Annotated in this window: 24 protein-coding genes; 13 read left to right on the top strand and 11 right to left on the bottom strand. The window is 52.4% G+C overall.

The window, feature by feature from the left end:
- The first annotated feature begins 15 nt into the window (after window positions 1–15).
- The 9 genes from ACT3UA_RS11400 (at window position 16) to ACT3UA_RS11360 (ending at window position 9464) form a co-directional block, all read left to right on the top strand.
- Window positions 16–1662, top strand: a complete 1647-nt coding sequence (locus ACT3UA_RS11400; RefSeq protein WP_444616518.1) for a hypothetical protein — start codon at window positions 16–18, stop codon at window positions 1660–1662.
- A gap of 264 nt (window positions 1663–1926) precedes the next feature.
- On the top strand, window positions 1927–2361 hold the full coding sequence (locus ACT3UA_RS11395; protein WP_444616516.1) for a hypothetical protein: 435 nt from the start codon (window positions 1927–1929) through the stop codon (window positions 2359–2361).
- An 11-nt stretch (window positions 2362–2372) separates the two neighbouring features.
- The gene (locus tag ACT3UA_RS11390; protein WP_444616514.1) at window positions 2373–2969 is read left to right on the top strand and encodes a hypothetical protein; all 597 of its coding nucleotides are present in this window, start codon (window positions 2373–2375) and stop codon (window positions 2967–2969) included.
- A 171-nt stretch (window positions 2970–3140) separates the two neighbouring features.
- A complete protein-coding gene (locus ACT3UA_RS11385) occupies window positions 3141–4379 on the top strand; it encodes a type IV pilus twitching motility protein PilT (protein ID WP_444616512.1) in 1239 nt (412 codons plus the stop codon).
- A gap of 33 nt (window positions 4380–4412) precedes the next feature.
- A complete protein-coding gene (locus ACT3UA_RS11380) occupies window positions 4413–5534 on the top strand; it encodes a type II secretion system F family protein (RefSeq protein ID WP_443452464.1) in 1122 nt (373 codons plus the stop codon).
- Window positions 5534–6157, top strand: coding sequence for a prepilin peptidase (locus tag ACT3UA_RS11375; RefSeq protein ID WP_443452465.1), 624 nt, complete (start codon window positions 5534–5536; stop codon window positions 6155–6157). The genes ACT3UA_RS11380 and ACT3UA_RS11375 overlap by 1 nt, the downstream gene beginning before the upstream one ends.
- 80 nt (window positions 6158–6237) lie before the next feature.
- On the top strand, window positions 6238–6618 hold the full coding sequence (locus ACT3UA_RS11370; protein WP_444616509.1) for a hypothetical protein: 381 nt from the start codon (window positions 6238–6240) through the stop codon (window positions 6616–6618).
- Window positions 6619–6702: 84 nt separating this feature from the next.
- Complete coding sequence (locus ACT3UA_RS11365; RefSeq protein ID WP_444616507.1) at window positions 6703–7458, top strand: hypothetical protein; 756 nt, start codon at window positions 6703–6705, stop codon at window positions 7456–7458.
- A 404-nt stretch (window positions 7459–7862) separates the two neighbouring features.
- Window positions 7863–9464 carry a BspA family leucine-rich repeat surface protein gene (locus ACT3UA_RS11360; protein WP_444616505.1) on the top strand — a complete coding sequence of 534 codons (1602 nt, stop codon included), beginning with the start codon at window positions 7863–7865 and terminating at the stop codon, window positions 9462–9464.
- A 95-nt stretch (window positions 9465–9559) separates the two neighbouring features.
- Here the strand turns inward: ACT3UA_RS11360 and ACT3UA_RS11355 are convergent, their stop codons facing one another.
- Window positions 9560–9718 (bottom strand): hypothetical protein, encoded by a 159-nt coding sequence (locus ACT3UA_RS11355; RefSeq protein WP_444616503.1) that lies wholly within the window; start codon window positions 9716–9718, stop codon window positions 9560–9562.
- A gap of 451 nt (window positions 9719–10169) precedes the next feature.
- Here ACT3UA_RS11355 and ACT3UA_RS11350 point away from each other — a divergent pair, with 451 nt between their 5' ends.
- Window positions 10170–10460 carry a hypothetical protein gene (locus tag ACT3UA_RS11350; RefSeq protein WP_444616502.1) on the top strand — a complete coding sequence of 97 codons (291 nt, stop codon included), beginning with the start codon at window positions 10170–10172 and terminating at the stop codon, window positions 10458–10460.
- Between the two features lie 408 nt (window positions 10461–10868).
- Here the strand turns inward: ACT3UA_RS11350 and ACT3UA_RS11345 are convergent, their stop codons facing one another.
- Genes ACT3UA_RS11345 through ACT3UA_RS11335 form a run of 3 tightly spaced genes read right to left on the bottom strand, consistent with a single transcriptional unit; the run spans window position 10869 to window position 15493 of the window.
- On the bottom strand, window positions 10869–11570 hold the full coding sequence (locus tag ACT3UA_RS11345; RefSeq protein ID WP_444616500.1) for a hypothetical protein: 702 nt from the start codon (window positions 11568–11570) through the stop codon (window positions 10869–10871).
- The gene (locus tag ACT3UA_RS11340; RefSeq protein WP_444616498.1) at window positions 11567–12778 is read right to left on the bottom strand and encodes a GspE/PulE family protein; all 1212 of its coding nucleotides are present in this window, start codon (window positions 12776–12778) and stop codon (window positions 11567–11569) included. Before ACT3UA_RS11340 ends, ACT3UA_RS11345 begins: the two co-directional genes overlap by 4 nt.
- Window positions 12779–12796: 18 nt before the next feature.
- On the bottom strand, window positions 12797–15493 hold the full coding sequence (locus ACT3UA_RS11335) for a hypothetical protein (protein ID WP_444616496.1): 2697 nt from the start codon (window positions 15491–15493) through the stop codon (window positions 12797–12799).
- 144 nt (window positions 15494–15637) lie between these two features.
- Here ACT3UA_RS11335 and ACT3UA_RS11330 point away from each other — a divergent pair, with 144 nt between their 5' ends.
- Window positions 15638–16714 (top strand): hypothetical protein, encoded by a 1077-nt coding sequence (locus ACT3UA_RS11330; protein WP_444616494.1) that lies wholly within the window; start codon window positions 15638–15640, stop codon window positions 16712–16714.
- Window positions 16715–16773: 59 nt separating this feature from the next.
- On the opposite strand, the gene ACT3UA_RS11325 is transcribed toward ACT3UA_RS11330, so the two are convergent.
- The 4 genes from ACT3UA_RS11325 to ACT3UA_RS11310 form a co-directional block, all read right to left on the bottom strand.
- Window positions 16774–17049 carry a hypothetical protein gene (locus ACT3UA_RS11325; RefSeq protein ID WP_444616492.1) on the bottom strand — a complete coding sequence of 92 codons (276 nt, stop codon included), beginning with the start codon at window positions 17047–17049 and terminating at the stop codon, window positions 16774–16776.
- A 12-nt stretch (window positions 17050–17061) separates the two neighbouring features.
- Entirely contained in the window at window positions 17062–17373 is a 312-nt protein-coding gene (locus ACT3UA_RS11320; RefSeq protein ID WP_444616490.1) for a hypothetical protein, read from the bottom strand.
- Window positions 17374–17441: 68 nt separating this feature from the next.
- The gene (locus tag ACT3UA_RS11315; protein ID WP_444616488.1) at window positions 17442–18134 is read right to left on the bottom strand and encodes a GNAT family N-acetyltransferase; all 693 of its coding nucleotides are present in this window, start codon (window positions 18132–18134) and stop codon (window positions 17442–17444) included.
- 8 nt (window positions 18135–18142) lie between these two features.
- Window positions 18143–19456, bottom strand: a complete 1314-nt coding sequence (locus ACT3UA_RS11310; RefSeq protein ID WP_444616486.1) for a hypothetical protein — start codon at window positions 19454–19456, stop codon at window positions 18143–18145.
- 397 nt (window positions 19457–19853) lie between these two features.
- Between ACT3UA_RS11310 and ACT3UA_RS11305 the strand changes: the two genes are divergently transcribed.
- Complete coding sequence (locus ACT3UA_RS11305; RefSeq protein WP_444616484.1) at window positions 19854–20186, top strand: DUF2695 domain-containing protein; 333 nt, start codon at window positions 19854–19856, stop codon at window positions 20184–20186.
- Window positions 20187–20355: 169 nt separating this feature from the next.
- Here ACT3UA_RS11305 and ACT3UA_RS11300 read toward each other — a convergent pair whose 3' ends face one another.
- From ACT3UA_RS11300 to ACT3UA_RS11290, 3 genes are all read right to left on the bottom strand, one after another.
- Window positions 20356–20859 carry a DUF721 domain-containing protein gene (locus ACT3UA_RS11300; RefSeq protein WP_444616482.1) on the bottom strand — a complete coding sequence of 168 codons (504 nt, stop codon included), beginning with the start codon at window positions 20857–20859 and terminating at the stop codon, window positions 20356–20358.
- Entirely contained in the window at window positions 20859–21917 is a 1059-nt protein-coding gene (locus ACT3UA_RS11295) for a replication protein RepA (RefSeq protein WP_444616480.1), read from the bottom strand. Before ACT3UA_RS11295 ends, ACT3UA_RS11300 begins: the two co-directional genes overlap by 1 nt.
- Window positions 21918–22691: 774 nt before the next feature.
- The gene (locus ACT3UA_RS11290; protein ID WP_444616478.1) at window positions 22692–23648 is read right to left on the bottom strand and encodes a DUF932 domain-containing protein; all 957 of its coding nucleotides are present in this window, start codon (window positions 23646–23648) and stop codon (window positions 22692–22694) included.
- Between the two features lie 534 nt (window positions 23649–24182).
- Between ACT3UA_RS11290 and ACT3UA_RS11285 the strand changes: the two genes are divergently transcribed.
- Window positions 24183–24911, top strand: a complete 729-nt coding sequence (locus ACT3UA_RS11285) for an HNH endonuclease family protein (protein WP_444616476.1) — start codon at window positions 24183–24185, stop codon at window positions 24909–24911.
- Window positions 24912–24963 lie beyond the last annotated feature (52 nt).

Genomic DNA, 24963 nt, shown 5'->3' with positions numbered 1-24963 from the left:
CACACATCTATAAACATGAGTAATCAAAGCCGAGTTCAACGTGGTGTGCGAGAAGGCGGACAGTACACATTCGGTCGCCAAGCAGAGGCGAGTGTGTCACTGATTCAGTCGGCTCCGACCGCAACGGACGATACCCGTACCCAGACCATTGCCGATCCCGAGCCGACCGTTCAGCCCGAGACCCTGACTATCAATCCCGATTTTGGTCAGGAACGAGCGGATCTTCTTGCTTCCAAGGGCTACGTTCCAGCAATCTCCGTCGACAAGATTCAAGAGAGTGAAGCCCGAGATTGGTGGGATAAGCACGAAACTCTAGGCGAATATGGTGAGCGCAATCGTTCGGTTATGCGTATGCCCAACAACGCCACCCCGAACATGACCCCAGGCCGTGGCGACGGTGGTACTCGCATGACCCATAGGCGCACCTACGAGGGTGGCGGTACTTCCATCAGGATGCCTTCCGTTACGTCAATCCGCCGTGCTAGCGCCTTGAACAATGACGTGACCATGGCGGTGCCTGTGCGCTACAAGGACGACCAGGGCAACGAAGTAGAGTGCGACGTGCACGTTACCCAGTCTGCGCCTGGACGATGGCACGTATCTGCCATGGGAGTGGAAGACGAAGCCCTATCGGCACACATTTCCGAGTCCGTTCAGGCTTCGCTGGAAGCGCGCCGTATTGGCAATGCCCTACAGAATGTTGATTGGGCTGAGCGTCGTCGGCAGATGCACGCATCTGAAGGCAAGATTCTTCATCCGTTGCCTAATGGGTCTTCATTTGTTTCCGGGGTGGCCTATAACCGTGCCAGTGGTTTACTCGTCATGGAGATGAATGGCCGACACTATGGGTACAACATTGACCCAGCAACTTATCGACAGTTGTTGGAGTCTTCTTCTCCGGGAAAGGTCTACAACGAGCTGATCAGAAAGCGCACTGGCAGTACCCCCGTTCAGCAGTGCGAAAAGTGCCAACGCTTCACCTCGGCCAAGGAACCGCACCGTTGCCCAGGGTTCCACAAAACCTTGAAGGGAACTGGTGCTTCGGCAACGCGAAGCGCCCGCCAACGTGCTTCCCTTGTGGCCGAGCGTCAGGGTTCGACGCTCTATAGAGGCAAGGACGGATCAGCTTCGCCACGTTCAGCTTCGCCTTTGACTGTCTGGGATTCCCAGACTGTCAACCATGTAACGAAGGATTCAGGTTGGACGCGTCCTGCTGTCCAGGCGTTGGAGAATGGCCACATCTATGAAGTGGACTCGAAGAATAACCACTACGGTTTCCGCGGGGTTGGCCGGCAGACGGCAGGGAACCTCTACCGTTCCTTGCCGAGCCATGTCCTGCATGCCTCGCATCATGGAGCGCCACCGCTGTCAAAGATGCTTCATCTGACCAAGAATTTTAGCAGTGTTGAGGTTCTTGGTCGGTTGAACTCTCCGAACTCGAAAGATGAAGGTGTTCAAGGCACCGGCCTGCGTATCCGCGACTCGAACCTTGTCGCCAATATGCGTTCTCTGAGCGGAAAGGTCAGCGGTGAAAAGCTAGATCAGCAGATGTGGCTCAAAGTTTCTTCCGTGACTGACCTGCCGGTTGGTAAGACTCTCCCGAAGACGCGGATTGTCCGCACAACTGAGGGCGAGGAAGCAGTTGAGTTGAGCTGGGTCTAATTGGCCGGTTGCGGGGCGAAGGATTTTCTCCCCAGTGGCACACAGTGTAGGTACAAGCGATCTCTTCCAGCAGGGATGAGGTTCAAGGATGAGGAGGGATGAATGGCTGTTTCAATGAATAGCATCATCTGTCTATGCCATTGCACTCAGGATCACGCTAACCTACTCGGAGAAGCAATTGGAATCCGGGCCGGCAAACGTCATCTCCGGTTGGAGGGGTTCGCTGAAGCCTACGCTTTAGCTCACCCAGCCGAGCAAGTCACTGTGGCATCAGAATTGGCCAAGTGTGGTTGGAATGCAACGACTGCCAAGCTACACAGTGCCGACTACCGTCAGGCGGTAGACCGTGCGTGGGTTCATTCGCAGACGATCCACGGAGAGGAATGGCCCATCGAAGTTGCCCAGGCGTTCCTTGATCCGACACAGCCAGTTCCAGAAGGATTGCCGAAGGCCGTAAAGAATCTTGTGTGCCCGATGCCTGATGAGGGATTCGTCGTCAGCGACAAGTTGAGGCTCACGACCTACCTGCCCTGGTTCCGTTCCAAAGGTGCGCTGATCGTTCACCAACAAGACCAGCCTTGCGATCAGGCCACCAGCCAAGACCAATACATCCATATCGGCTCCGGGAACTCGGCCAAGAACTATTTAAAGGCCTCTGAAGCAGTTCTTCAGTCGCTCACCACTAAACTTAACAGCTAAGGAAAACACTCATGTTGAAAGTTACTGAAAAGAACGAAATCCTGGTTCACAACGACGGAGCAGAATTCCCATTTGCCATGATCACCCGCGCAGATGGTGTCGAAAAGACTGTTTTCGCTGATACGCGAACCGACCTGTTCACGTTCTTCATGCCCGGATATGACGCACTGAACGATGCCGATGCTCAGGAGCAGTTGCAGTCGTTTGCAGAGGTCACCTGCGCACAGCTTCAGTCTGGGGCGGTAGCCAGCGCCGAGGGGTTCGACCAGGACAACTACACCGAGAGCCAGTTGAATGCGATCTTCGGGGAACGTGGGCTTCCTACGGTGCTCAAGGAATGGACTCGCGACGAGCCTTTCCCTCTGTTCTTAGTTGCAACTCTGCATGAGCCATATTCGGCAACGGTTCTTCCCGAAGGTGGCAACATCGTCCTGCTGAATCCTGAGAACGAGACCACTTTGCTGGAATCCCTTGAGAAGGCAGGTCTGATTCGCTTGATGATCAACCAGGATGCGTTGAACAACTACTCCGACCAGCCTGACACTTTCCAGAACGATGAGGCTTGGGCTGACCCTCGCTTGCTTGGGGTCTGGGATGCAAACAGCTAACCCGAAGATTGGCACCTTCCTTCAGAACTGAAATCACGCTGGAACACCTGCGAAACAACGCCAGTGTTCCAGCGTTTTTCTTTACCTGAAATCTTCTGTGCCAGGGTCACCTCGCACAGACCGGCATGATGGGTTTCAGAGGACGATTGGCTACCATTCAAAGGATTCATCATGGATTATTCGGCGCTATCCGAAGAGCATCAGAAGCTCAAGCCTGAAGAGATTCTTGCTCTGCCTGAATACCAGGCGATCCTAGCGAGTCGGGCCAAGCTCCCGGAAGATATTCAGCGCCTGTATGGGTTCATTGACCACCTCTACATCCACAAGGTCTCCAACGCGCACATTCACCCCGATAAGCCGGTGCGCCATGACATTCAAGATGTTCTCCGCATTGATAACGAGAGCGCGTACTCCCTCTTCGTTGAAGAGGAAATCAAGGCGTGGGCTGAATACGGGCGTAAGGCCTCGGACGTGGCACGGGTCGCGCATCTATTGAAAACTCACGGGCATGCATCCGTCGCTATTGATACCGACTTCGCGCGCGTTCGAGCCACCTTCCGTGACTCTATGCAGGGCTTCTCCGCATCCTTCCGTGTAATCCCGCGTGAAGTACCTACTCCTGAAATGCTGGACGTTCCCGAGGTAATTCAGGTTCAGGCCAAGCGTCGCTCCGGCCTAATCTTTGTGTGTGGCCCATCTGGATCAGGTAAATCTACGCTGAACCACTCTCTTCTGGGCAAGATCAACCGTGAGACCAACCGACATATCTACACGCTTGAAGACCCTATCGAATACCTTCACAACGAGGCCGGCGCGTCATCTATCGTCCAGAGAGAGATTGGCACCCACACGCCAAGCTACGGCGCTGGTGTTGCTGATGCGCTACGTTCCAAACCACACGTCATTCTCGTGGCCGAGATTCTGAAACCTGAAGATGCCCGTGCGGTACTCCGAGCGGCCTCCACTGGACACCTTGTACTGACTACCTCGCACGCTGGTTCAGTCCGCGAAGCTATTGAGTCTTTCGTCGCGTGGTTCCCTCCTGAAGAGCAGGAACAGACCCGACGACGCTTTGCCGATGTTCTGTTAACTGCCGTGGTACAGAAGCTGATTCCTCGTACTGATGACACGTTGTTTGCGGTTCGTGAGATTCTGACGAACACTCCGAATACTGCTGATGCCATTCGTAATGACCGATTAAGTGGAATCCAGCAAATCATCGTTTCCAATGCTGAGAAAGATTCGAACAGCATGGAGCAATCCCTGGCGCGCGCTGTCCGCGAAGGGCTGGTTTCCTTACCTGTCGCGAAGTCCTTTGCCCGTGATAGTGGTGCACTCGATGAAATTCTCGGCCAACTGCAACAGGCCGATGAACTGTCCAAGCCTAAAGCCGGACGCTTCCGTCGCTAAACGGACTTACTTTACTTCCCGAAGGATCTATTCATGACCGAAGTTGCTGAGAAACCAGCTACGAAACGTAAGCCGTTCATCACTTTCACTCCTGGCAGACGGGCTGATACCAACACCATCGCGAGAAGCCTACGTTCCCTGAGCCTGCAACTTTCGCTGTCCACCAGCGAGCAGACGGCCCTGTTGACCATTGGCGAGCAGTACCGAAAGTACGACATTGGGCACAAGTTCATCAAAGCCTCCAACGACATGGTGGCTAACGGAACTACACTTAGTGAGGCGCTAGCCAGCATCGACATGATTCCCCTGATTTCACGTCAGCTCATCGCGTCTTCGCAGAACACCTCCCAGCTCTACGCCAACATCAAATCCGCAAGCGAGATGGTTGCCGATTCTAAGAGCGTGAAAAAGCGTGTTTGGGGGGCGCTCATTCCATCCATCTTCAATGTCGCGGTCACTCTCGCTTTTATGTTCGTCGCAGTGAACTTTATTGTTCCGAAAATGATCGAGGTATTTGGTAATTTTCAGGCTGAAACGCCGGCAACAACCTACGTGCTCCTAGCGGTGGCTGAGGTTGTGAAGTGGACGGTCGCCACAGTCTTCATCGTCACTCTCGTATTCATGCTCTGGTGGACGGCCTTTGGTCGGCGCTCCGAACGATTCCGCACCATCATGGACAAGGTTCTCATCCGAGTTCCATACATCGGAGAAGTGCTGATGTATTCCTCAACAGGCCGTTTGTTCAACGGGCTCGCGCTCAACCTCAAAGCAGGCATGTCCGAAACCGAAGCGCTCAAGAACTCTGCATCGGGATGCGGTAACGACGCGATCCGAAGTGTTTGCATGAAGCACACCAAAGCCATGGTGAACGAGGGCGCTTCGTTCAAACACTTCGTAGACTCGAAGTTCTTTCCGCCAGGTGCCCGTCAGCTCGTTCTTGCTTCATCGACTTCGTACCAGGCTGTGGAATTATTCGAAGAATTTGCGCCCTCCTACCAGAACGAATCCAGGCTGATGCTTGAAACTTTCTCCGAAACATTGCGCCCCTCGGTAAATTTCATCACTCAATTGTTGCTTGGAATAACAATCGTGATGGTGGTATTCCCGATGTTCCAGATTTATCCAGCGCTACTAGACGTGGACAGCGGTTTGTAATGACTACTGAACCTCAAGTTTTTGGTATCAGTAAAGAGCCTGCCGTGCTCTTTGCTTTGGTTCTATCCACCGCGGTTTCCTCACTAGTTTCGCCGGTCATCATCTACCTAGGCTTGCCCAATTCCGACGCTTCGTTGACTTCTACATTCGCTTACGCAGTGGTTGCCTTGTTAGGTGCATTGCTGGGTCTGCTGAATGTCGTCGATAGCGTTACCCGACGAATTCCCAACCAGGTTCTCCTAGCCTTCACCGTCGTACTGGTACCGCTCGTGCTTGCTCAGACTCTGGTATCCAGCGAATGGGGCAAGCTCGGATTAGCTATTGCAGTCTCGGCTGGCTGGTTTGTTGCCATGTTGATATTCACAGTGGCAAAGCCTGATTCCTTTGGCGGGGGAGACCTCAAGGCCATTCCCTTGGTCATGCTCCCTCTCGGACTCTTTGCGTATTGGGTACCTCTTCTGTGGGTGGTGCTGTCGCTGGTCTTCGCAACCTTCCACTCAACACGCAAACGATCCTCCACCGGAGGGAAAGTGCCGTTCGCTCCTTCTATGAATATTGCCCTTCCTATAACGCTCGGAATCTATTCCCTGATCACGACTATGGCTACCCTGCCCACGTCGTAGCTCCCTAGTTTTGAGGCTCAGTTACATGGCCGGCTGAGACCTCACGCATCTATGGCCACTAATGAGAAAAGGAATACAACATGCAGTTCTCTACCCAGGACACCGCCATTGCCGTTACTTTGATGGCTGTGCTGACCCTTGGCGCACTTGCTGCGGTCTTCGGTGTCGTTCCAGCAACCCAGGATCGTGCGGCCCGAAACGCTGTTGCTGAAGCTGTCACCGCACAGGCTCTGTGCGCATCCGAAAAGTCCACGACCGGTGCACTGGCGTTCTGCTCACGCGAAGAGCTGGCTAGCACTGGCTACCTGCCGTCCGCTTCCAATGAGGAAGGCGAAGATGCGCTGAGCATCACCACCTCCGGCACCGGAACCACCGCTTCCTACGTCATTAACGTAACTTCCAAGACCGGCAAGCAGTTTCAGGCAACCAACGAGCGCCAGACCCCTATCGAGGTCAACTAATGCTTGGTGGGAGTCAAAGTGATCCTGCCTGACTCCCACCGACCTGCTCTTCCCTCTAATCTGCACCTTCTGGAAGGTCTCATCATGTCCTTGACTTCACGACTGCGTGAAGCGCTCCGTGATAAAACCGGGTCGATCATGATCGACTCAGTAGTATCCTCGGCAACGCTAGCGATCTTCACCGTTTCAACTGTCGTGATCTTCGCTGTGTTTCTCACGCATTCCAGTGCGAATGCAGAGAAGCTTGACCGCGACCGTACAAACAGAAATGCGGTCAGCCAGATCGTTGCCCTCAAAGGTGACGAACTGACCAGCTCACCAGAAATCCGCACGTATGACGATGAAAGCGTGAAAGTCTGGACTGAAGATTCCAACGGGCAAACCGTCATCTATGCTTCCAACCCAGAATGCAACGCTCCCGAACTCAGCGGATGCCGTTATGCTTCCCAGCACCTGATTTCCGGGCAAGGTTCCGTAGCTGACGATATGAAGCGCGACATTCGTATCACGGATGATTCAGGTACCGAATATGACCTCAAAGTACCTGCTGATACAGAATCTATTCGATACCTATTCACGGAAGTTCCAGTGGATGCAACGCTGACCGTCCACCCTGGCGAAGACACCGATATCGGACTGCCACTTATGCGCCAGGACATTGCCTTACCCGGCGATGATCAAGACAGGAACAAAGACGGGGAATTGAAATACGTCACTGGTGTGATTGAGCTTCCTGAAAAAGTCAGCAACTGGCACACCATCACGATTGAAGTGCGCAACAAAGATAAGAGAAAAGTAGCAGTCAAACCGTTCTTTTACACCTTAGATAAGGCCGAATAGTTCATGGGAAACATCAGGAAGTCGCTACTTTCGAAACTTCGGAGCGAAGACGGAAACGTCGCAGGCGTAGCCATAGCCTCCATCTTGGGGTCTGTTGTACTCATTGCTTTAGGTACAAGCATCACGACCTCCAACACTGTGATGACCGGAGTTTTCGAACGCATCAACACCAACTCCGACATATCCCGTGAGCTACATTCCCAACTAGAGAACTCTGACCGTTGGCACGGCAAGGAACACACCGAATCAGTCACTAAAGACACGACTTCCAATGGTTCTGTCTCGCGCACTGAACACTATTCGAAGAGCGGTGGAATGCTCCTGCTCGGCTACGACACTGCCGGGAACCCCATATGGGGTAATGCCGGCGACGATGAAGCAACTTGGAAGATCGGGTTCTGACCATGATGGGCAATTTGAAACAGCGCGTTCACACTGCGCTCGGCAACGACCGTGGGGAAACCATCAGCTCCGTGGCTATCGGTTCTCTGGTCTCCACCGTGATCACTTTGGCTGTATCAGCGTCAATGGTCGGGATGATCGCCGTTCAGCACAAGGTTGAAGAACGCACAGAAACAGCTACCGGATACGCCAGCGTTGAGCACAGCATTCGCGACGCGCTGACCTGGGCTTCTGATATTCCCAGCGTCGAGGCACGATCAGACCGGTTTACCACGATAAGCACGGGCATCGGCACCGAAGATGATTGCCAAGCCAGTACCTGGTCTAAAGAGGCTCACCGCCTGATCCTGACCCGCCAGACTTACCCTGACTATTCTTTCCACCCAACCACAGGCATGCCCATTTGCCAGGGTAAAGCTTCCCTCACGACTGATTCCATCATGTCCACCAACATCCCGGATGACGCGCGGTTCGTTTTCCTTTCTGCCCAGGGGAAAACGCTTGAGCGCGACGGGAATGTGTACCGTAACGAAGACAAAGACGAAACCCGCATCGTTGGCGTGCTCTTTGAAGGCGGGAACTTCCGCGTCCATCAGGTCGCGTCGCGCTTAACCCCCGAAAATGCGCACTCCATCGAAACAGGATTTGTTGATGGGGATGATCGGGGTACAGATGCTAAGCCAGGTGAGGCCGTCGCCTTGAAAACCACAGGCGTAATGAAAACAGTCTGGGATTTGAAGGAAGCGCCACGGGGCACCTGCGAGCAGGGTGAACGCATGATCACCCTTCCCCTGCGTTCTCGCGGTGACAGCAAGCTCAAGGCTGATATTTACTGGGGCGACGGCAAACGCACCGACGATGGAACCCTGACGCATTGCTACGACGCAACCGAGGGGCGCAAGCGCATCACTGTGATCGGTGAGGTTCCGTCCTACGGTATGGCTCATCGTGGTGGACAATACACCGGCGTAAGCGATGCAGTGCGAGATGGGCAGATGCGCATCAATCGAGCGCTCGTTGAAGTCGAAGAATTCACCGAAGAGCTAAAAACCACGACCCTTGACGTTGCCTTCGCCGGGGCTGAAAACCTGAGCCATGTTGGCAACATTCCAAAAACTGTCGAATCTATGAATCTGACTTTTATGGAAGCCGGGAATCCCGACTTCGGCACCGTAGACACATCGAACGTCTTCTCTCTGCGAGGAGCCTTCAAGGACAACACAAAGTTCGATCAGAACTTGAATGGCTGGGATACGGGCAAAGTCACTGACCTACACCAGGTGTTCGCTGGCTCCACAAGATACAACCAGCCGATGAATCGGTGGAACGTCCGTAAAGTAGTGAACGCGCAACAAGCATTCAAGGGAGCCACTAGCCTAGACCAGTCGTTACGAAGCTGGGATGTAAGTAATACCGAGCGGTTCGATGCCATGTTCAGCGGAGCCACGAACTATTCAGAAAACCTGTCCAATTGGAATCCGAAGTCGGCCAAGAGCTGGGGAGACTTCGCCAAGGACACCAAGCTTGAGCAGGAAGACCTGCCTGAAGAGTTCCGCGATCCAGTGACTGAAGAACCTACATCTTCCCCAACTCCCACGCCGTAGGTGTGATGGGAACGTGGCCGAGAAGCTAGCTCATTCCGCTAGTTCCTCGGCCACATTTATTCCTGGTGCTTCTCGCAAATATTTCATTCCCTAAGTCACACATTGAGGTCACCGAGGCAGGCCACCTGGCCAGTCACCACCTCACTATGAGCCGAAGGGGCATCACCATGCGAGAAGCAATCAAAGTCAGCAAGAAGATCGGGAAACAGGTTGGCATCTTCATCCTGCTTATAACATTTCTTGTTGTCGCCCATGTCATCCCGATGCTAATCACGAACTCCGTCGATCCATCCCTCTCACTCTAAGGACGCACCCAGATGGACACTTATGCCGAAGGAACGATCCCCAATGGAACATTTGTGGACGTATACAGCAGAGGAGTTTGGCAGAACCAGGATCATCAGTGCCAGGTCGTCAAGTGCAACGTGACGCGAGGTGCCTATGTGATCCGGGAGATGAGACATGAAACAACGTTCCTTGCCCCACCGAATGATGTTATCCGTGCCGGCACTGCCAAGCACCCGTGAACCAATAACCGGAAAGGCCCCTCGAATCGTCGAGGGGTCTTCTTCGTCCAAGATGGAAAATAATCCATACCTGGTACTGTCTGAGCAGGCGTGAAGTATCGACCCTGCGACTCCCAAACTAAGAATATAGGTACATAAAGATGTACATATTTATGCGCATCTTTGCTATGCTGAACTCATGACCACCATCCCAGTTCAGAATGTCCACACAAGCAAAGAAGCCCGAGATGAACTCGGCTCCCTTCTAGCTACATTCCGAAAAGAAGGCTCCAAGGCCTCACCCCTCGTATTCGGCTCGCACCGCAAGCCCGAGGCCGTTGTACTCCCGTTCGAGGTCTTTGAGCAGATCGCCCCTGCTCTGGAAGATCTAGAAATCGCTCATATCGTCAACAGCCGATGTGACGACAAGATCATCCCTCTATCAGAGATTGCGGAACAGTTCGGGCTAGACCCGGAGCAGTATGTCTAAGGGCAAAACCGGGCTAAGCCTTGATGCTACCGAGGGATTCAAGCAGGATATACACGAGCTCCCCCCAGAGATGCGAAAGCTCGTATTAGATTGGTTGGTTTCGATCAAAAAGGGAGAGACATCCGGGACACCCTTGGATAACTTGCCCGAAACTGGCGACCTGTCGGACTGCTACAAGTTCTATTTCGACCCTGACCCTTCTCCAGACCAACCGCCTCGATATCGGCTGGTATATCGGTACACACCCAACGAAATTCGGGCAGTCTCACTTCAAGCTGTCGCTGTTGGAAAACGAGCGAAACTTGACGCATATATCCGTGCACTGGCGAACCTCGGAAGGCTAAAACCCTAAATACACGTTTGAGGCCACCCCCAAATTGGAGGTGGCCTCAAACGCTCTTAGTAGAGCTATTTCGCGATGGTTATCGATGCTGTAGCGCCCTGTTGATTGCCGTTCATCGGTACAACACTGATCCTGGTTCCCGGAAGGTCAGCGCCTGGTACGGTCGCGCTTGTGCCTTCGACTGTTTTTACCTCGCGACCTTTTTCATTGGCCACAATTAGTTCGTACTTTGTGGCCCGGTCTACTGCCGACCACATGACCTTTGTGCCCGCGGTGCGGATAGCGGGCGCGTCTAAGGCACCAACCGCTTGCACCGATCCACCCACGCTCCTTGCCAGGTCTTCGAACTGCAATTTACTCAGACAATCGCTCGCCCATTGTCCAGGCGCTTCGCGGGGCTGTTCGTCTTCTTGCTCCATCACCCAAAGGTTGCCGGCCTGCGACTTTCCGATGACAGCGAAACATGCGCCACCCTGCCCAGCGCGTGTAGCCACGTTCTCCGGCACGCTTGAGACCCATCGGTACTTCTCTAGGTCTTCGGAACTTTGGTAGCGGGAGGTGGCCGACAATGCCCCCTGTTGGCCACGTGCTACTGCCGAGACTTCATCAAATGTGGCACGATCTTGGAACGTTGGTACGACTTGAGGAACGATACTGAAAGCCCCGATCAGAAACAAGGCTCCGACCATTGAAGCGATGACAATGCTTGCAGGTGTGAATTCACCCCGCTCGTTAGCTAACGCGCCAAAAGCTTTCCGGGGAATCATTCTGGCTTACTCTCAGACTTTGGGCGTTCACCGAGGACTCGCTCGATTTCCTCCAAGTCAGTGATCTTGTCAGCAATGAGCTGATCCGCGTTGTGCCAGAACGTTTCTGGCTGGTCAGCCTTTGCTAGCTGACGAATGCTGTCCAAGGACTCCTGGTTGACCAGAGCATCGACGATTTCTGGTGTGATCACCATAATTTCGTGGATAGGTACGCGCCCCTTGTATTTCGTGTATTCGTCTTTCCCATCCCATTCTGGATTCAGCTTTGCCACCAGACGCTGGGAGACCAACCCCTGAACGGAATCGAGTACCGAGTACGGGGTATCGTCGGCCAGCTCGACAAGACGAATGAGCGCGGAGACGTTATCGGTGGCGTGAAGCGTTGTCACCACCTGCCGGCCAGCGCGCGACTGGCGCACTGCCGCTCGTGCGGTTACGTTGTCTCGCAATTCGCCCAGGAAGAGGGTGTCGTAGTCGGCGCGCACCAACGCCGGAAGCATTTCCTCGTAGCCAGTTCCAATGTCGTCGTTGGCTTCGAGCTGGATGACTCCCTTAATGTCGCGTTCTACGGGGTCTTCCAGCGTCCAGATGGTTCGGGTTCCATCGTGTAGGAAGTGCAGGCCGGCATAAGCGGTGGTGGACTTACCTACACCCATCGGGCCGACGAAGATCATCATCTTCTTAGCTGTATTGAGTAGTTGAAGCACACGCCCCTTGTTCTCCTTCGTGAAACCAAGCTCGTGGATAGTCTTCAGCTTTCCTCGCTGTGGCAGGCGAAGAACAATGGTGCTTCCCGTGTCTGCCGTGGTGAAGAGCTGGATACGGGCTTTGCGCTCCACCATTTTCTCTTCACCGTTTTCATCGACGAAGCCAGAAGGTACGTCCATCTTCAAGGTGGAGCTTTCTGGGCGCAGATTGGCACTGGACTTCAGGTTCGCCCTGGTCTTGAAACTGTTGAGTACCTGGACTGCGAAACGCCCAGGAACTCGGTAGAACCGGCGCATGGTGCCGTCAATACGCACCTGAGTAACCAGCTCTTCGTCCGTTCCGCGACGCCATTCGATGAGCACATCACTGGCGCCCAATTCCGAGGCCTCCGCAATCAGGTTAATGAGGCAAGTTTCAATGTGTGGATTCTCAATATCCACATAGTCAATCAAGTCGGCCTTTGGCTCCACTGCTATCTCTTCTGGGGCTACTGCAACCATTTGTTAGCTCTTTCTGTTTTAGGCTCGGTGGCTGTTGGCGCGGTGCTGGTCAGCTAGCACCCTAGATTCATGGGATGCTCGGGCTACACCTCGTAGAGGCTTGCCGTCTTCCCCGTAGCTGATGGGAGTGTCTACCGGGTCTCCCATCTTTTCCCGGCGCGCAATGGTTTGCTCCCTGTCATCGTTCAAGCTGGGGGAGTACATTGCGATTTCGTAATCCGATGGTGCTGGCCGTGTAGTTCTGTGCACACCCAGACTGAGTAAGGCATCGCGGTACTGCCCAGGTTCGCCGTAGAACGTTTTGTAGACGAAGGAACCTGCACCTTCTAGCTGAGCCAATCCAACACCCTTAAAAACGCGTTCGTCCTCAGCTATGTGCTTTGGCACGACGGGCACAGATGCTTCATCGTTGAATGCCTGACTCCGTGCAGTCTTGGATGGTTTCGATCCTTGTAGGAGCCGGTGGCCGTTCTTGGCCTTGAACGTCGGTGAAAGGCCTGTGTTGGCGTTGGTAACCTGAGAGGAAGTCACCATTCGAATTCCAACGAAGCGCATTTCGGAAACGATCCGATCCAGCAGTTCCATGATCTGGATACGCAAGAGGTTGGTTTGCACTTTCGCCTGAATTAGCGGGTTGTCTTTGGGTACTCCGGCAGGAATCTTTTCTGTCACGACTAGGCCTGCCACCTCATCAGCAATGATGAGAATAGGGCTGAACCGTGTTTCCTCAGGCATTTGGAAGTGGTTCAAGTATCCGTGTTGCTTCAGAATCTTTGAACGCCTCGACCCTTCGTTGTAGACCATCTGAAGGGTTGCCACGCTGGCACCGAGCGAGTCACAACCCCAGCCACCTTCACGCACGAAGTCTTTACACCACATGAAGTCTGTTGACTTATCAGTAGTGTCCACAATTGCCAGTTCCGCTCCGTTCGAGAGCTGATCAGCGATGATCGCATTCAGTGTGACTGTATTGTGTGTTGGGATGAACCCATCGGTCAGATAGATGTGGGTTGGGTCGGTAATGCGGACGCACCGACCGGGCGCAGGATCGAGCTTGTTGATCTTCTGGATAGCGAAGCCTGCGGGAGCCAAAGTTACACGCAGTTCATTGGTGCTATGGATGACTTTCATGCCCATTGATCGCAACAGTTCGATTAGGCTCTCAACTTCAGCATCGTCCAAGGATCTGAGGCTCCAAACTTCCACGTCCTCAATAGGTTCAGGGTTGAACATGCCCAGGAGTACGTGCAGAATATGGTTCTTTGACTGAACGCCTGAACGAAGAAGCTCTGGGGTGAGCAAGAGACGCGTTTGCGAGACGTTGCTTTCCCATTCCAACATTCGTTCATCCGACAGCTCCATGGTTGCGCCACTGTAGCGAGACATGGGGATGCGGTAGTCATCCAGGCTAGGGGTATTGACAATCTGCTTGGTCGTCAAAAGTTGCATAGCTGGTTCATGCGTGCACCCGTCGTGATCCGCCAACCAGGCAAGCACCTCATCGGTCGGGTACAAGACAGCGCCCTTGTCGTTAGGTCGCCCATAGATCCCCACAAGATCAATGAACCGCTGAACGTTCTCTGCTGGAATGGAAGTAATGTCGCTGATGGTTTCCACGGTGGCATCAATGTGCTGAGCACAGGCTACCTGTGCAGTGATGTTCCATTGATGAGACTTCAGGAAAGACCCATGAGGCTTCGCGCATGCGTCAGCAATGCTCGAACGCTGAATGAGCCACACGTGGTCAGGATCAGACTGGGGCTTCTGCCCATCATCAAGCACAAACTCGTAGAGGTCGTTGATCACTACATCTGTTTGGCCGTCGACACTGACTGATGAACCGTCCAAGCCGAGTATCTTGTCGCCAAGTTCTAGATCCCCGAATGTTGCCCAACCGGTCGGGAACTTTTCGCTGACGGGCACTGGCAATCGGGCAGTAAGTGGTTGGCGCTTACCTCCACCAGGCAGACCGCCAAGGAGCGTGAATGCTTGTGCTTTCCAGTCGATAACAGCCTTCTCTGGCTCGGACTGACCTGTTTCGGGGAGTTTCATCGCGAAAGGTGTCCTATTCACGTCGCCCTGCCCCAGCTTATGGATAGGGAACGCCAACATCTCTGGGAAAGTTGGGGGCGCTGACGGAATGAACCGGCATTGGAGGGTCAAGGGGTCAGCTTCAACCACCCATCCAAATGACCCTACGGTTTCTTCAGCTACTTCTTGAAGTTTCGCAAGATGCTTCGAAGGAACATAATTCTTCGGCAATGCTATTTCGTAGCCTCCGTTAGGGGCATCTTTGACCTTAATATCCCATGGCTTAACACCGAGAATGGTGGTAACAGCACGCCTACACTGAACCTCCGTCTCAGTTAATTGAGCTAGCACAGCCGTCTTCAGGTGCGGGTTGAATTCAACCATGACGTAGCCGGGATATTGCTTGGAGAACCGCTCTGAATACATTTCTCCGTCAGAAGCCTTAGCCTTAGCCGGCAAGCCGATTTCCTTCTCACCGTCGGCACCTCCTTCTCCCACCTTGGATACGGAGTTGTAACGGGTTGCGGTGACTTCCCACCCACCCTTTTCCGACTCGATTGGCTCAATAGAATCAATTTCAAACCCACTACCAAAGTTCCTGGTGATGATATGCATGAGTTGACCCTGATGCTTATCAGGATCAAAACTTGCAGGCAGTTTCTGGACGATTCGTTGTGCGCTCATTAGATCGGGATGGTGCTTTCTGCTCGGATCTTCTATTTCCCATCATGCCGGTCTGGGCGAGGCCACCCGTGCACAGAACGATCCGTCAAAGTATTCCAAGCCAAAACTCGCCAAAGACATTACTTTTCGCACACATCTATAACTATGAGCGATGTTTCCAGGCGATCACGCCGACCTAAAGGACAGACAACTGGCGGACAGTTTAGCCACGAAAGAAAATCCGAGTCGAAGGTCAGTTTGGCTCATTTTGCTCCCACGCCAGGACATATTAGGTATCAGAACTGGGTGCTAGATAACCTTCCGGCGCACATGCACGAGCTGGTCGAACACGCTGATGATGAGCGTCTTTTCCTGAGCACCAAAGACGGAAACTACCGCATCGAAGTCAGACCGGGAACTGATCAAGAATGTGACACCTCCGATCCAGAATTCATTGCCGACACCACGACTGAGTTCGTTGGCGACAGAAGCCACGAATACACCACAACAAATCCCCTACGACGTGCTGGCGACAACCAGGCGGAGCTTTACTGGGCGTACAAGGAAGCGTTGTGTCACGATGTAGCAAACAAGCTTGGCAGAGAGCACTTCCATACTCTTTCGGAAGAGAATGGAAAAGACCTTCAAGCAGTCAGCGTGGTGCCTGGTGAAACACTCCCGACGATAACCCTCGAATATGCTTCATCGTCGACTGGTAAAACTGACGATGAGAAGCTGTCGTTTTACCAACTAACTCAGGACTCGCCAGCCTACGCTCAATCCATCAAGTTCTACAACGCGTTGGCAAACGACCCTAACTATTCTCCCGGCTACCAAAGGTACGCCAGCGCTGTGCTCGAACTGGATCAGCTTCACCGGCACAACAAGGTACCAGATTCGATGACCAACGAAGCTCTAGGTCATCTATATCAGCGCGACTTTCAAGCAACGTCGGCTCGGTTGGATTCAACAGGCCGATACCTAGAGTTCACAGCTGATCTGGGAATGGATACCGAGTACAACCTGCTGTACGACTCGGAAACTGGGTATGTCGGCGGATACTATGGCACCAACCGTGACGAGGACTTCCAGACCGATCCAGAGAATCCATACGATGACGGGTTCCCCTTGGCATTCATGCGTAAGCACAGACCTCCCATGGAGAAATTATTCAAGAAGGCCAATCGGGAAAAGCAGGTCATTATTTCCAGCATTCAAGCACGCCAGAATCCTGCCGAATAACTGTTAAAGCTAGAAGAACGCCACACCCTTAGATGCACCGTTCTCTTATAAGGCAATATCTACAAGCAGGGGCTCCGCTGATCCGTCGCTTGCTTGGCGCTGGCGACCACTTCAAGTGCTTTCCTAAGCACTTCACCAGCGTCAAGGCCTACGTCTTTGCATATCAGCGCGAATATCGGAGTTGGCAAGTCACGTTTTCCGTTGATGTACCTACTTAGCGAACCTATGCTAATTCCAGTTCTTTCCGCTATGCCCTGCAATACAATGCCCTTCCCTTTGATCTGCTCAAACAGTTGTTCAGCGATTGATTGGGAAAGAGGGTTATTTACCTCCATACGGAAATTTCCTTACTGTTCAAAAGCTTCTTCCCGTTGCGCAATTAATGGTGTCAGCCCTGTAATCGCGCCAGCACGTCGCACTTCGCTGATGAATTTGAGTTGGCAAGACTGTTCGTACCATTCGCGAAGTGCTTCCAGCATCTCTCCTTTACTGAGCTGATCGTTGCCGAAAGATACTCCGAACTGAATTTCAGGACGTTTGACGGTATGCACGTTGATGGTGTGGCAACCATCCCATTCGATCAGGACGGCTTCTTCCAGGCGCTGTTCTATGTTCTTCCAGAGCTGTTCTTGGAGCGCTGGATGCTCTTCTCCTGACATGCCCATTGCTGTTCTCCCATCCTGAAGCTGAACATTCGTACAGACCCATTGCGTTCTCTGCTAAAGGGTTATTGTTCAAGCATGGACTGCTCAACATAACTAATTCCCAAGTGGACTTCTCCTTGAAGCTGACTGAGAATCCATCGAGACTCACCCATGATGGGGAGAAGATACCCTGTTGGCTTCCCGTCCTTGCAACCGCTGGGCATGTGGCTAATGACTAGTGCTCCTTCTGCCGGCATCACGGACATACCCACGCTCTCGTAAAAACCGATCGACGCTGGTGTTGCTACGCCCCAAAGATAGTCGATCTTCCGAGTACTAGCTTTTTCGACAACACTTCGGAGAAGTTCTTGAGCTAGTCCTTTGCCTCTATGATCTGGTGCCACGGCCACGTCAAAGAGCATCCAGGTGTGATCCAACATCGCCAAAGCCAGTTCGTTCATGGCTTGAGCTTGACCTTGCAGGGAGCCAAACATCTGAGCCTGTTGCGCTTCCGCCATTGGTGGGCCAGCCCAGATAGCCCCCACTAGTTCGCCTTCTAGATAAGCGACGAGGACGGCGTTCTCCTTCCCGTCCTCGGCAGGAACATTAGAGAGTCTGTAGCGCGAGGGATCCTCGATTAGATCATCAAAGAACCGGTCAACCCGCGCGTAGCTGTTAATTAGTTCTTGGGGGTCAGCCTGATCAATCCATTGGAGACTGAAGCTCGGCTTACGAGACTCCCGTGTTGATAAAAGTTTCTTTAAAAAACTCATCATTCTTACTCCTAGGTGGCAACGCGTTGGGCAGTAACTCGAAGATACTCTGAAGCTTTCAGCATAGCGCTGGTGTCCGAGAGGTCGGTGTAGCTGGCGCGGTTAACTTCTACGGTGTGCCCGAACCAAGCTGAACGGTCTACGTCTGAAATCTGGTCACGGAGTAGTGTATTGAGCGTTGCCCGCCAGATGTGAGTTCTCTCGTTCTCAAGCTCAACTATTTTCAGAGTTTTAGCGAGCATTCTATAAAGATTGGATGCTACTTTATGAACGGCTGGCCTGTTCCATTGTTTATTCTGGTGTATTGGCGAACCGATGACGTAAAGCGAATCTGGATACTTGTTTTTGCGCTCAATAAATCTTTTTGCAACGCGAGGGTCAAGGATAGATACTCTGCGCGCCCTGTGCGTTTTGGATACCTCCGCGTCGATGGAGATGTGGACATTCTGATCCTTGTCAATTTCGACGTGCGCCGACCAGACGAGCGAATTAGCTTCGGTTACCCGCAGTCCAGTCGTGGCTTGCAGTAATGTCAGATCAATTATAGATTCAGCTTCTCTAAGGTCGCGCGGTATAAGGTATTTAAACCTCTCAAGCGTGCGCTCTGGAGCTATATCAACGGGGTCTAATTCCAGTAGGAAGTCAATTACGCGGTTGTAGTCGTCACGGGAGAGGGCAATGCCACCTTTCTTGGTGTTGGGGTTGATGACGTTTGCTACGTGACGTAATTTGAAATCCATCCCGCGCATGGGGTTGAAGTCAATCAGCGCATCTTTTCGCATCTCTTGAATGATGTATTTAGAGATGACTGTTTTAGCCTGCTCGGCGGATTCTCTGCCGTGTAGCTCGGCTATCTCTTGCAGGCACCGTTCAATGACTCTGATCGTTTTCATGTCATCAATCGACTTATATTTCAAAGAATATGAATGCTGTTTATCCGAGTTTTTTCCGTGTTTATTGCAATCCCCAGCGACAAGACGGAGGACGCTGAGGTACTGATCCTTGGTACGATCACGCAGGTTGGCCTTCTCGATTTCTGGCCTTGATACTGTGTTGATGTACTTGGCAAGCTCAGAGCCTGGTTTCCATTCAGAATCTTGAGCATTCGCTAGGACTTCCTCCGCCTTAGCTCTGGCCTTCGCTCTCAGGTCTCCTTTACGCACGGATTCAGTACGCCGTCGAACGAGCTTTCCGTTCGGCAGGCGTAATGACCAGGCGAGCATCCACTTCTTAGTGTCTTCGTCTTGCCATGGCGATACTCGGTCAATGGAGTCTTGGCCTGGTTCAAGCTTCGTCGAAGATGAGCGGGTTATAGTTGTGGCCATGAACGTGTCCTTACTTTGTGGAGCGCGTAGGCTAGCTACGTCTTTCGCTACGTTGCAATCGTATCGCATCGGCGTATCTGTGCATTCTCCCTTATATCTACAGGGTTCTAGCCCTCTACGGCTCATTAACTTTGACCTAAGCTTACCTTAGGTATGTAGTTAAGGTCGTATAAATGCATGTAAACCTGTACAGCAATGTGTATTCAAGTATGGTGATTTTTGCCTTCTGAACATACGGGGTAACGGTTCGACTCTTCATGGCAAGGGTTGACCAATCCCCAGCTTCACTTTTCACAGATTTGCCACAATCTGTTCAGGAGCATTAATAGAAATCATTTCTATCAGGCGTGCTTCTTCGATTTCTCGCCTTTGAGCACACATTGGAACCGCAACCTGAATGTCTACGGAAGGAACCATTATGGATAGTACTTTGAATAACGCGTTGCCTGTTCCGGTCATCGAAGAATGCCTCGCCTGCTATCTTGATCGAGCTATGTACACAGCTTCATGCGATGGAACATTGAGGGCAATTGAGTACTTTGCAGAAACTGTCGCGCCAAGTCAGCACCCGCTCGCAACAGTCATCAAGGCCGATGGAATTCACTGTGACTGCGAGTATCGAATGAACGCCAGTAGGGTCGCAGGTACAGCGGAGCGTGATGCGCGGGGAAGAATCACATGCCAGGGAACGTCTACCGGTAGCCTGACTCCCTGCCCAAATTGGTCCTAAGGCCAGATGAAGCAGTAACGCTAAAACCCCAGTATTCCGTATTTCCATACGGTTTACTGGGGTTTTTTACTGTATCAAGGTATGTATTTAAGCATCTACGGTACAGCTTTACATGTTCGTGTATTTATTACTGTATTTGACCGGCTTCTTGGTAGACCAGTACCTTCTTCTATTTACGTCGTTTTTTGCTGGCTAGCACGCTGGTTGCCCTAATTTCAGTGACTACCTCGGAACCTAGCCGGCTGGCAATTAACTCGACTATCTGAGTACTGTGCAATTTCATTTGCGCCACCCAAGCCGGCGAATCGCACTGCACGAGCAGTACCGTTCCCTCCATTCCTTCAGCGCTACAGCGTTCTGCAATCGAAGCCGGCACTATTTCTCGCCAGCATGCGAGGACTCGGCCTACGGCCAATCCTGACTCCCACGCATGATTCTTAGTGAGCTGATCAAATATGCCGCCCAACAGTTTTGGGTCACCTGGTGAGTCCTCGCCAGATGACGGCCTTGAGGCATTTCCACGGCTGGACTTCCTGAGACGCCCATTTCTCGTGTTTCTTCCCGGCGCTGTTCGCCTCGCGCCGGTACTATCTGCGATTGATCGCCAACGGTTCAGAAGAGCTCTAGGTGCTTCCACAATGTCATCGGATAAGGTGCTTTCGACTTCACTCATCATGCACTCCTAGCCTTCAGCCGTGACCTTCGTGGCCTTATCTGGCTTTCTGCAATTGCCAGCTCGCTATGAAGCAGGGTGAAGGTCTTTCGATCACTTTCGTAGTTCAGCCCTGGATAGATTAATCCAACCTTATTGATTGCCTTCAGGAACTTCTGTTTGAAGCGATAGGTCTCTGCAATCTCGGTTCCAAATTGCCGATGAAGTGTCGTCCATTTGATGGTGACTGCTCGGGTTCCTTTGCCTGCCTTGTAGACTCTGAGCACTGTCCAAAGGTAAACGTCCAAGGCCAAAGCATCCTTGCCCAGAGCATCGACCGCGCGCATATCGACAGGAAACGCTTTTCCGTTATCTTCGCCCTCACGCCCAACGATGCGTTCGTAGAATCCCTGATTAAGCTGGATGTACGATTCCTCGTTTTCTGCGGGGTTTGCTCTACCGGCTTCACCTACGTGTGTAAAAATCCTGCCTTGCTGAGCAATATGGAAGTTCTCAAATTCATCGACAATCAAGTTTCCCGTCGTATCTACTGCGGTCACGCTTATGCTTGCCCGTAGAAGTGCCAGAGTAGCTTTCCTGAGCGATGCTACTTGTGAACCACCTACGTTTACTTTGAGCTTGTTTTCCATAAAGTACGCGAGCGAAGACCCCAGGTATAGCTTCGGGTTACGGGTACGCAGGGCTTCAGTGATGATCCAGATCATCATTCTGCGTGGATAGACACCATAGGGATAGATAAATTCGCTCGTACCATCTGGGTTGCGGATTCGAGCTGGTTGAATTTCTAGGTGAAGCTTCCCATTCCGCTTTTCATAGACGCGAAGTTCACTTCCTGGATCGCTAACAGGGAGGCAGGTTTCTGCCAGGAAGTCTATTCCGAAGCTGAGTTCTTCAGCCTTTTCTTCTCTCACCTTTTGCGCGACGTTTAGGAGCTTTGTCTGCTGTGGGGTCAGCTTGAGGACTTTACCTGGTTCAGCTTCGTTGCTGTCGTTCTCAGTCTTTTGTGATGTAGCTTTGCGCGTTGGGGGTGTATCAACGTCGGAGTTATCAGGTAGCATGAATGTTGCTATCCTCCTTTGGGCGATTCGATGTAGAAGTCGATTGGGCTGAAGGGCGTTTCCCTCTTGCTGGTTGCTATGGGGTCGACGTTGTTATAGAGAAGTGGCGTTCCCTTCTATGTGGTTCGTTCGCTTTAGTGGATCGAGAACTCATGGTCGGCAAAACTTCAGTTCTCGAAGGACAGTGATTTAGCTGTAGACCCTCTTGGTATTGCAAGTACCACGGGGGTCTTTTTTTGCTTAATCTCTCCGATCCTAGCACTGACCTATCCCCAAATTTGGCATCTACTCCCGTCCGCGAATCACGGTTTTTCCACGGGATAATCCCGCTTCCCTTAGTTATCCACTGTCGAAGTGGTAGCTTTGCTCCAAGGCACATCTTCGGCCTGTTGATAACGGTATATTCCTTGAATTTACGGGGCTAAATCACTTGTCGAAGTGGTAGGTTTCTATTTTCTTAGCCGTTAGTGGGCTGTCGAAGTGGTAGGTTTCCCTTGTCGAAGTGGTAGGTTTTCCTAGGATTTTTTCGACATTGCCTTACCTAGTTGCCAGCGTTAGCAAGGCTGTTTGACAAAAAACGAGGTTTCGCGCACCCTCTAGTTAAACAGTTAAGTACAGCTATAGACAGCCCAATACCCGTGGATTTGTGGATATAAGCTTCCGTGGGGTCATGAACAGACGATCAAGTTTTCTATTTTGGTCTCTACTTGCTGTACCAGGACGCAGGATGTGGCAGAACCTTCTAGGTCTCTGCCACATCCTTCAACTTCCCTTCTAGACAGTTAGCAGTTCGAATGCTCGATCTTTGACGCTCTGGTGAGCTTGATCGAACTGGCGCATAGCGCGAGCTTCAGATGCATTCTGACCGCCAGTTGCGCGCACGGTGGTTCCCCAGTCAAGGAATTCAGTGACAGCGTTGAAAGCGCCCCACTGGGTATGCCGTCCATAGTCATTAGTATCTGCGAACGTGAACAGGCTGATCAGCTCTCGACGACGGTTGTACCAGATGGTGTGGCTACGCTTTTCGCGCTTGTCTGGTTCTGGGTAGAGAGCATCAATGTAAGCAACAAAATCTGTCCGCGTAAATGGCCGAGAAATCATTTCCTCTGCAATGGCGCTGAACTCCTTGGCGTAGGTGATAGCTCCCTGTAGAACGCGCTCGGCCGTAGCGAGACGTTGCCTTGCATTCGTAGTGTGGCGGATGCTGAAGGCGTGAGGTACGTGCATCTTGACGGCCATACCGTTGGTGCAGGCTAGGCGGAGGCCTTCAACACCAGCCGTGACGGTGCCGGAGCCATCGTGGCAGGCACGGAGCACGATGCCAAATTTCACCAGGTCTGAACCTCCTACATTCACGTGGGTTTCTGGAAGGTCGAACCGCATGAAGGTGCGTCGGCCATGGTTGAGTTCACCGCCTGAGACCAGTTTTCCGCCATGGCTGAGGATGTGCTCGCCCAGAGAAAACACTTCGTGGTTGTCGACGTTCTGGTAACGTCCGCCGACAACGCCGAGGGTCACATGATTGTCGGAACGCATGACCATCCGCATGTCAGGTATGGAAGTGTTAGTTACGCCTTCCTCGGTCAGCATCATGAGGCCTTGTGCTGGCACCAGATTCACCGTCCAGTCGAGCTTGGCCTTGGTCATTGCGTCGTCGATGCTGGTAATGCCCGAAAGATCGGTGCCGATGCGGGTTGCCTGGCGGTTGTGGGAAGGGATCAGGGTGGTCATTGGAGACTTCCTTTCATGAAGCGTTGTGGTTCGTACATCTCCAATGTGTGCCGTGAGGAACAAAAAATTTCACGCAGTTGACTAGGCGTTTCTGTTCCACCTCAGCTTCATAGTTCGCAAAGCACACCTGCTTTCAGCGGTTCTGGGCTGCCGGAATGGCTTCAGGGTTCGTTTCTTAGATACTCTGCCCTTCAGGACATGCATAGGAGGACACCGGAATGCATCATCTTCCGCCGAAAGCATCAGGCTGGTTAACGAATGTCTTCCTGGTAGCGGAGCAAGCCAGTTGGGCCGTGTACTCCGACGAGACAAGCGACTGCAAGAGAACGATCATTTTCAAGCGCCCCACCGCCTACTTCACAGTCGTAGTATTTTTCCCCGATGAGAACCGTCGACGAACCAGACGAACCGCCTTCCTAACGACCGTTGCAGGTGTAAAACCAGTGCTCTTGCGCGAAGCGATTTCAACGTTGAAGTCTGTTTACTGAGAAAGCCGGACTCATAATCTCTTATCCGAAGGCACACATAGGAGTCATGACTAAAAGAAAACAAATAGCGCTGTCAGCTCTGGCCTTGAGTGCCACACTGCTTACAGGGTGCGACCAGATCAATCAGATCGCCACTGACATAGCTACTGAAGAAGCCGGCAAAGCTGTAGAGGAATGGCTCTCTCCCAGCGCACCAGAAGAATCTCCTGCCGAACTATTTAATACCAACGAAATTGGTTCACAGATTGAAGCGTTGACCGTCAAAGGCAAAGCACCAATGACGAACTACAAACGCGAAGAATTCGGCCAGACATGGGAAGACGTAGACCGAAATGGCTGTGACCAGAGAAATGATGTTCTCGCCCGTGACCTCACCAATGTCATCTTCAAACAGGGAACCCGTGACTGCGTTGTTTTGTCCGGCACGTTCAAAGACCCATATACCGGTGAGACGATTGAGCATGTCCGTGGTGGCGGGAAAGTAGACATTGATCATGTGGTTGCGCTGGGGCAGGCTTGGGCCTCAGGAGCACAACAACTCACCGAACAAGAGCGCACCTGGTTGGCCAACGATCCAATGAATCTCATGGCTTCAGACGCATCTGCCAACCGCCAGAAAGGCGACAAGGAAGCATCTGCCTGGTTGCCCCCGAATAAGAGCTTTCGTTGTGAATACGTGAGTCGGCAAATTATGGTGAAGTCCAAGTACAAGCTTTCTGTCACAAAGGCAGAAAAAAACGCCATGATCGTTGTTCTGAATTCGTGCCCAAATTGATACGGTGTAGAGGTACTGCGAGTTCTGTTAGCAATAGCTAGCAGGGATCGGC

It is taken from the genome of Glutamicibacter sp. 363 (genome assembly GCF_052379505.1).
Taxonomy (GTDB): domain Bacteria; phylum Actinomycetota; class Actinomycetes; order Actinomycetales; family Micrococcaceae; genus Glutamicibacter.
Note: the sequence above shows the minus strand (reverse complement) of the source record. Positions and strands in the feature narration are given on the sequence as shown.

Excerpts from the sequence above, each read along its gene's own strand:
- ACT3UA_RS11400 (WP_444616518.1), top strand. The coding sequence starts at position 16 with ATGAGTAATCAAAGCCGAGTTCAACGTGGTGTGCGAGAAGGCGGACAG.
- ACT3UA_RS11390 (WP_444616514.1), top strand. The coding sequence starts at position 2,373 with ATGTTGAAAGTTACTGAAAAGAACGAAATCCTGGTTCACAACGACGGA.
- ACT3UA_RS11385 (WP_444616512.1), top strand. The coding sequence starts at position 3,141 with ATGGATTATTCGGCGCTATCCGAAGAGCATCAGAAGCTCAAGCCTGAA.
- ACT3UA_RS11380 (WP_443452464.1), top strand. The coding sequence starts at position 4,413 with ATGACCGAAGTTGCTGAGAAACCAGCTACGAAACGTAAGCCGTTCATC.
- ACT3UA_RS11375 (WP_443452465.1), top strand. The coding sequence starts at position 5,534 with ATGACTACTGAACCTCAAGTTTTTGGTATCAGTAAAGAGCCTGCCGTG.
- ACT3UA_RS11370 (WP_444616509.1), top strand. The coding sequence starts at position 6,238 with ATGCAGTTCTCTACCCAGGACACCGCCATTGCCGTTACTTTGATGGCT.
- ACT3UA_RS11365 (WP_444616507.1), top strand. The coding sequence starts at position 6,703 with ATGTCCTTGACTTCACGACTGCGTGAAGCGCTCCGTGATAAAACCGGG.
- ACT3UA_RS11360 (WP_444616505.1), top strand. The coding sequence starts at position 7,863 with ATGATGGGCAATTTGAAACAGCGCGTTCACACTGCGCTCGGCAACGAC.
- ACT3UA_RS11355 (WP_444616503.1), bottom strand. The coding sequence starts at position 9,718 with ATGGGCGACAACAAGAAATGTTATAAGCAGGATGAAGATGCCAACCTG.
- ACT3UA_RS11350 (WP_444616502.1), top strand. The coding sequence starts at position 10,170 with ATGACCACCATCCCAGTTCAGAATGTCCACACAAGCAAAGAAGCCCGA.
- ACT3UA_RS11345 (WP_444616500.1), bottom strand. The coding sequence starts at position 11,570 with ATGATTCCCCGGAAAGCTTTTGGCGCGTTAGCTAACGAGCGGGGTGAA.
- ACT3UA_RS11340 (WP_444616498.1), bottom strand. The coding sequence starts at position 12,778 with ATGGTTGCAGTAGCCCCAGAAGAGATAGCAGTGGAGCCAAAGGCCGAC.
- ACT3UA_RS11335 (WP_444616496.1), bottom strand. The coding sequence starts at position 15,493 with ATGAGCGCACAACGAATCGTCCAGAAACTGCCTGCAAGTTTTGATCCT.
- ACT3UA_RS11330 (WP_444616494.1), top strand. The coding sequence starts at position 15,638 with ATGAGCGATGTTTCCAGGCGATCACGCCGACCTAAAGGACAGACAACT.
- ACT3UA_RS11325 (WP_444616492.1), bottom strand. The coding sequence starts at position 17,049 with ATGGAGGTAAATAACCCTCTTTCCCAATCAATCGCTGAACAACTGTTT.
- ACT3UA_RS11320 (WP_444616490.1), bottom strand. The coding sequence starts at position 17,373 with ATGTCAGGAGAAGAGCATCCAGCGCTCCAAGAACAGCTCTGGAAGAAC.
- ACT3UA_RS11315 (WP_444616488.1), bottom strand. The coding sequence starts at position 18,134 with ATGATGAGTTTTTTAAAGAAACTTTTATCAACACGGGAGTCTCGTAAG.
- ACT3UA_RS11310 (WP_444616486.1), bottom strand. The coding sequence starts at position 19,456 with ATGGCCACAACTATAACCCGCTCATCTTCGACGAAGCTTGAACCAGGC.
- ACT3UA_RS11305 (WP_444616484.1), top strand. The coding sequence starts at position 19,854 with ATGTCTACGGAAGGAACCATTATGGATAGTACTTTGAATAACGCGTTG.
- ACT3UA_RS11300 (WP_444616482.1), bottom strand. The coding sequence starts at position 20,859 with ATGAGTGAAGTCGAAAGCACCTTATCCGATGACATTGTGGAAGCACCT.
- ACT3UA_RS11295 (WP_444616480.1), bottom strand. The coding sequence starts at position 21,917 with ATGCTACCTGATAACTCCGACGTTGATACACCCCCAACGCGCAAAGCT.
- ACT3UA_RS11290 (WP_444616478.1), bottom strand. The coding sequence starts at position 23,648 with ATGACCACCCTGATCCCTTCCCACAACCGCCAGGCAACCCGCATCGGC.
- ACT3UA_RS11285 (WP_444616476.1), top strand. The coding sequence starts at position 24,183 with ATGACTAAAAGAAAACAAATAGCGCTGTCAGCTCTGGCCTTGAGTGCC.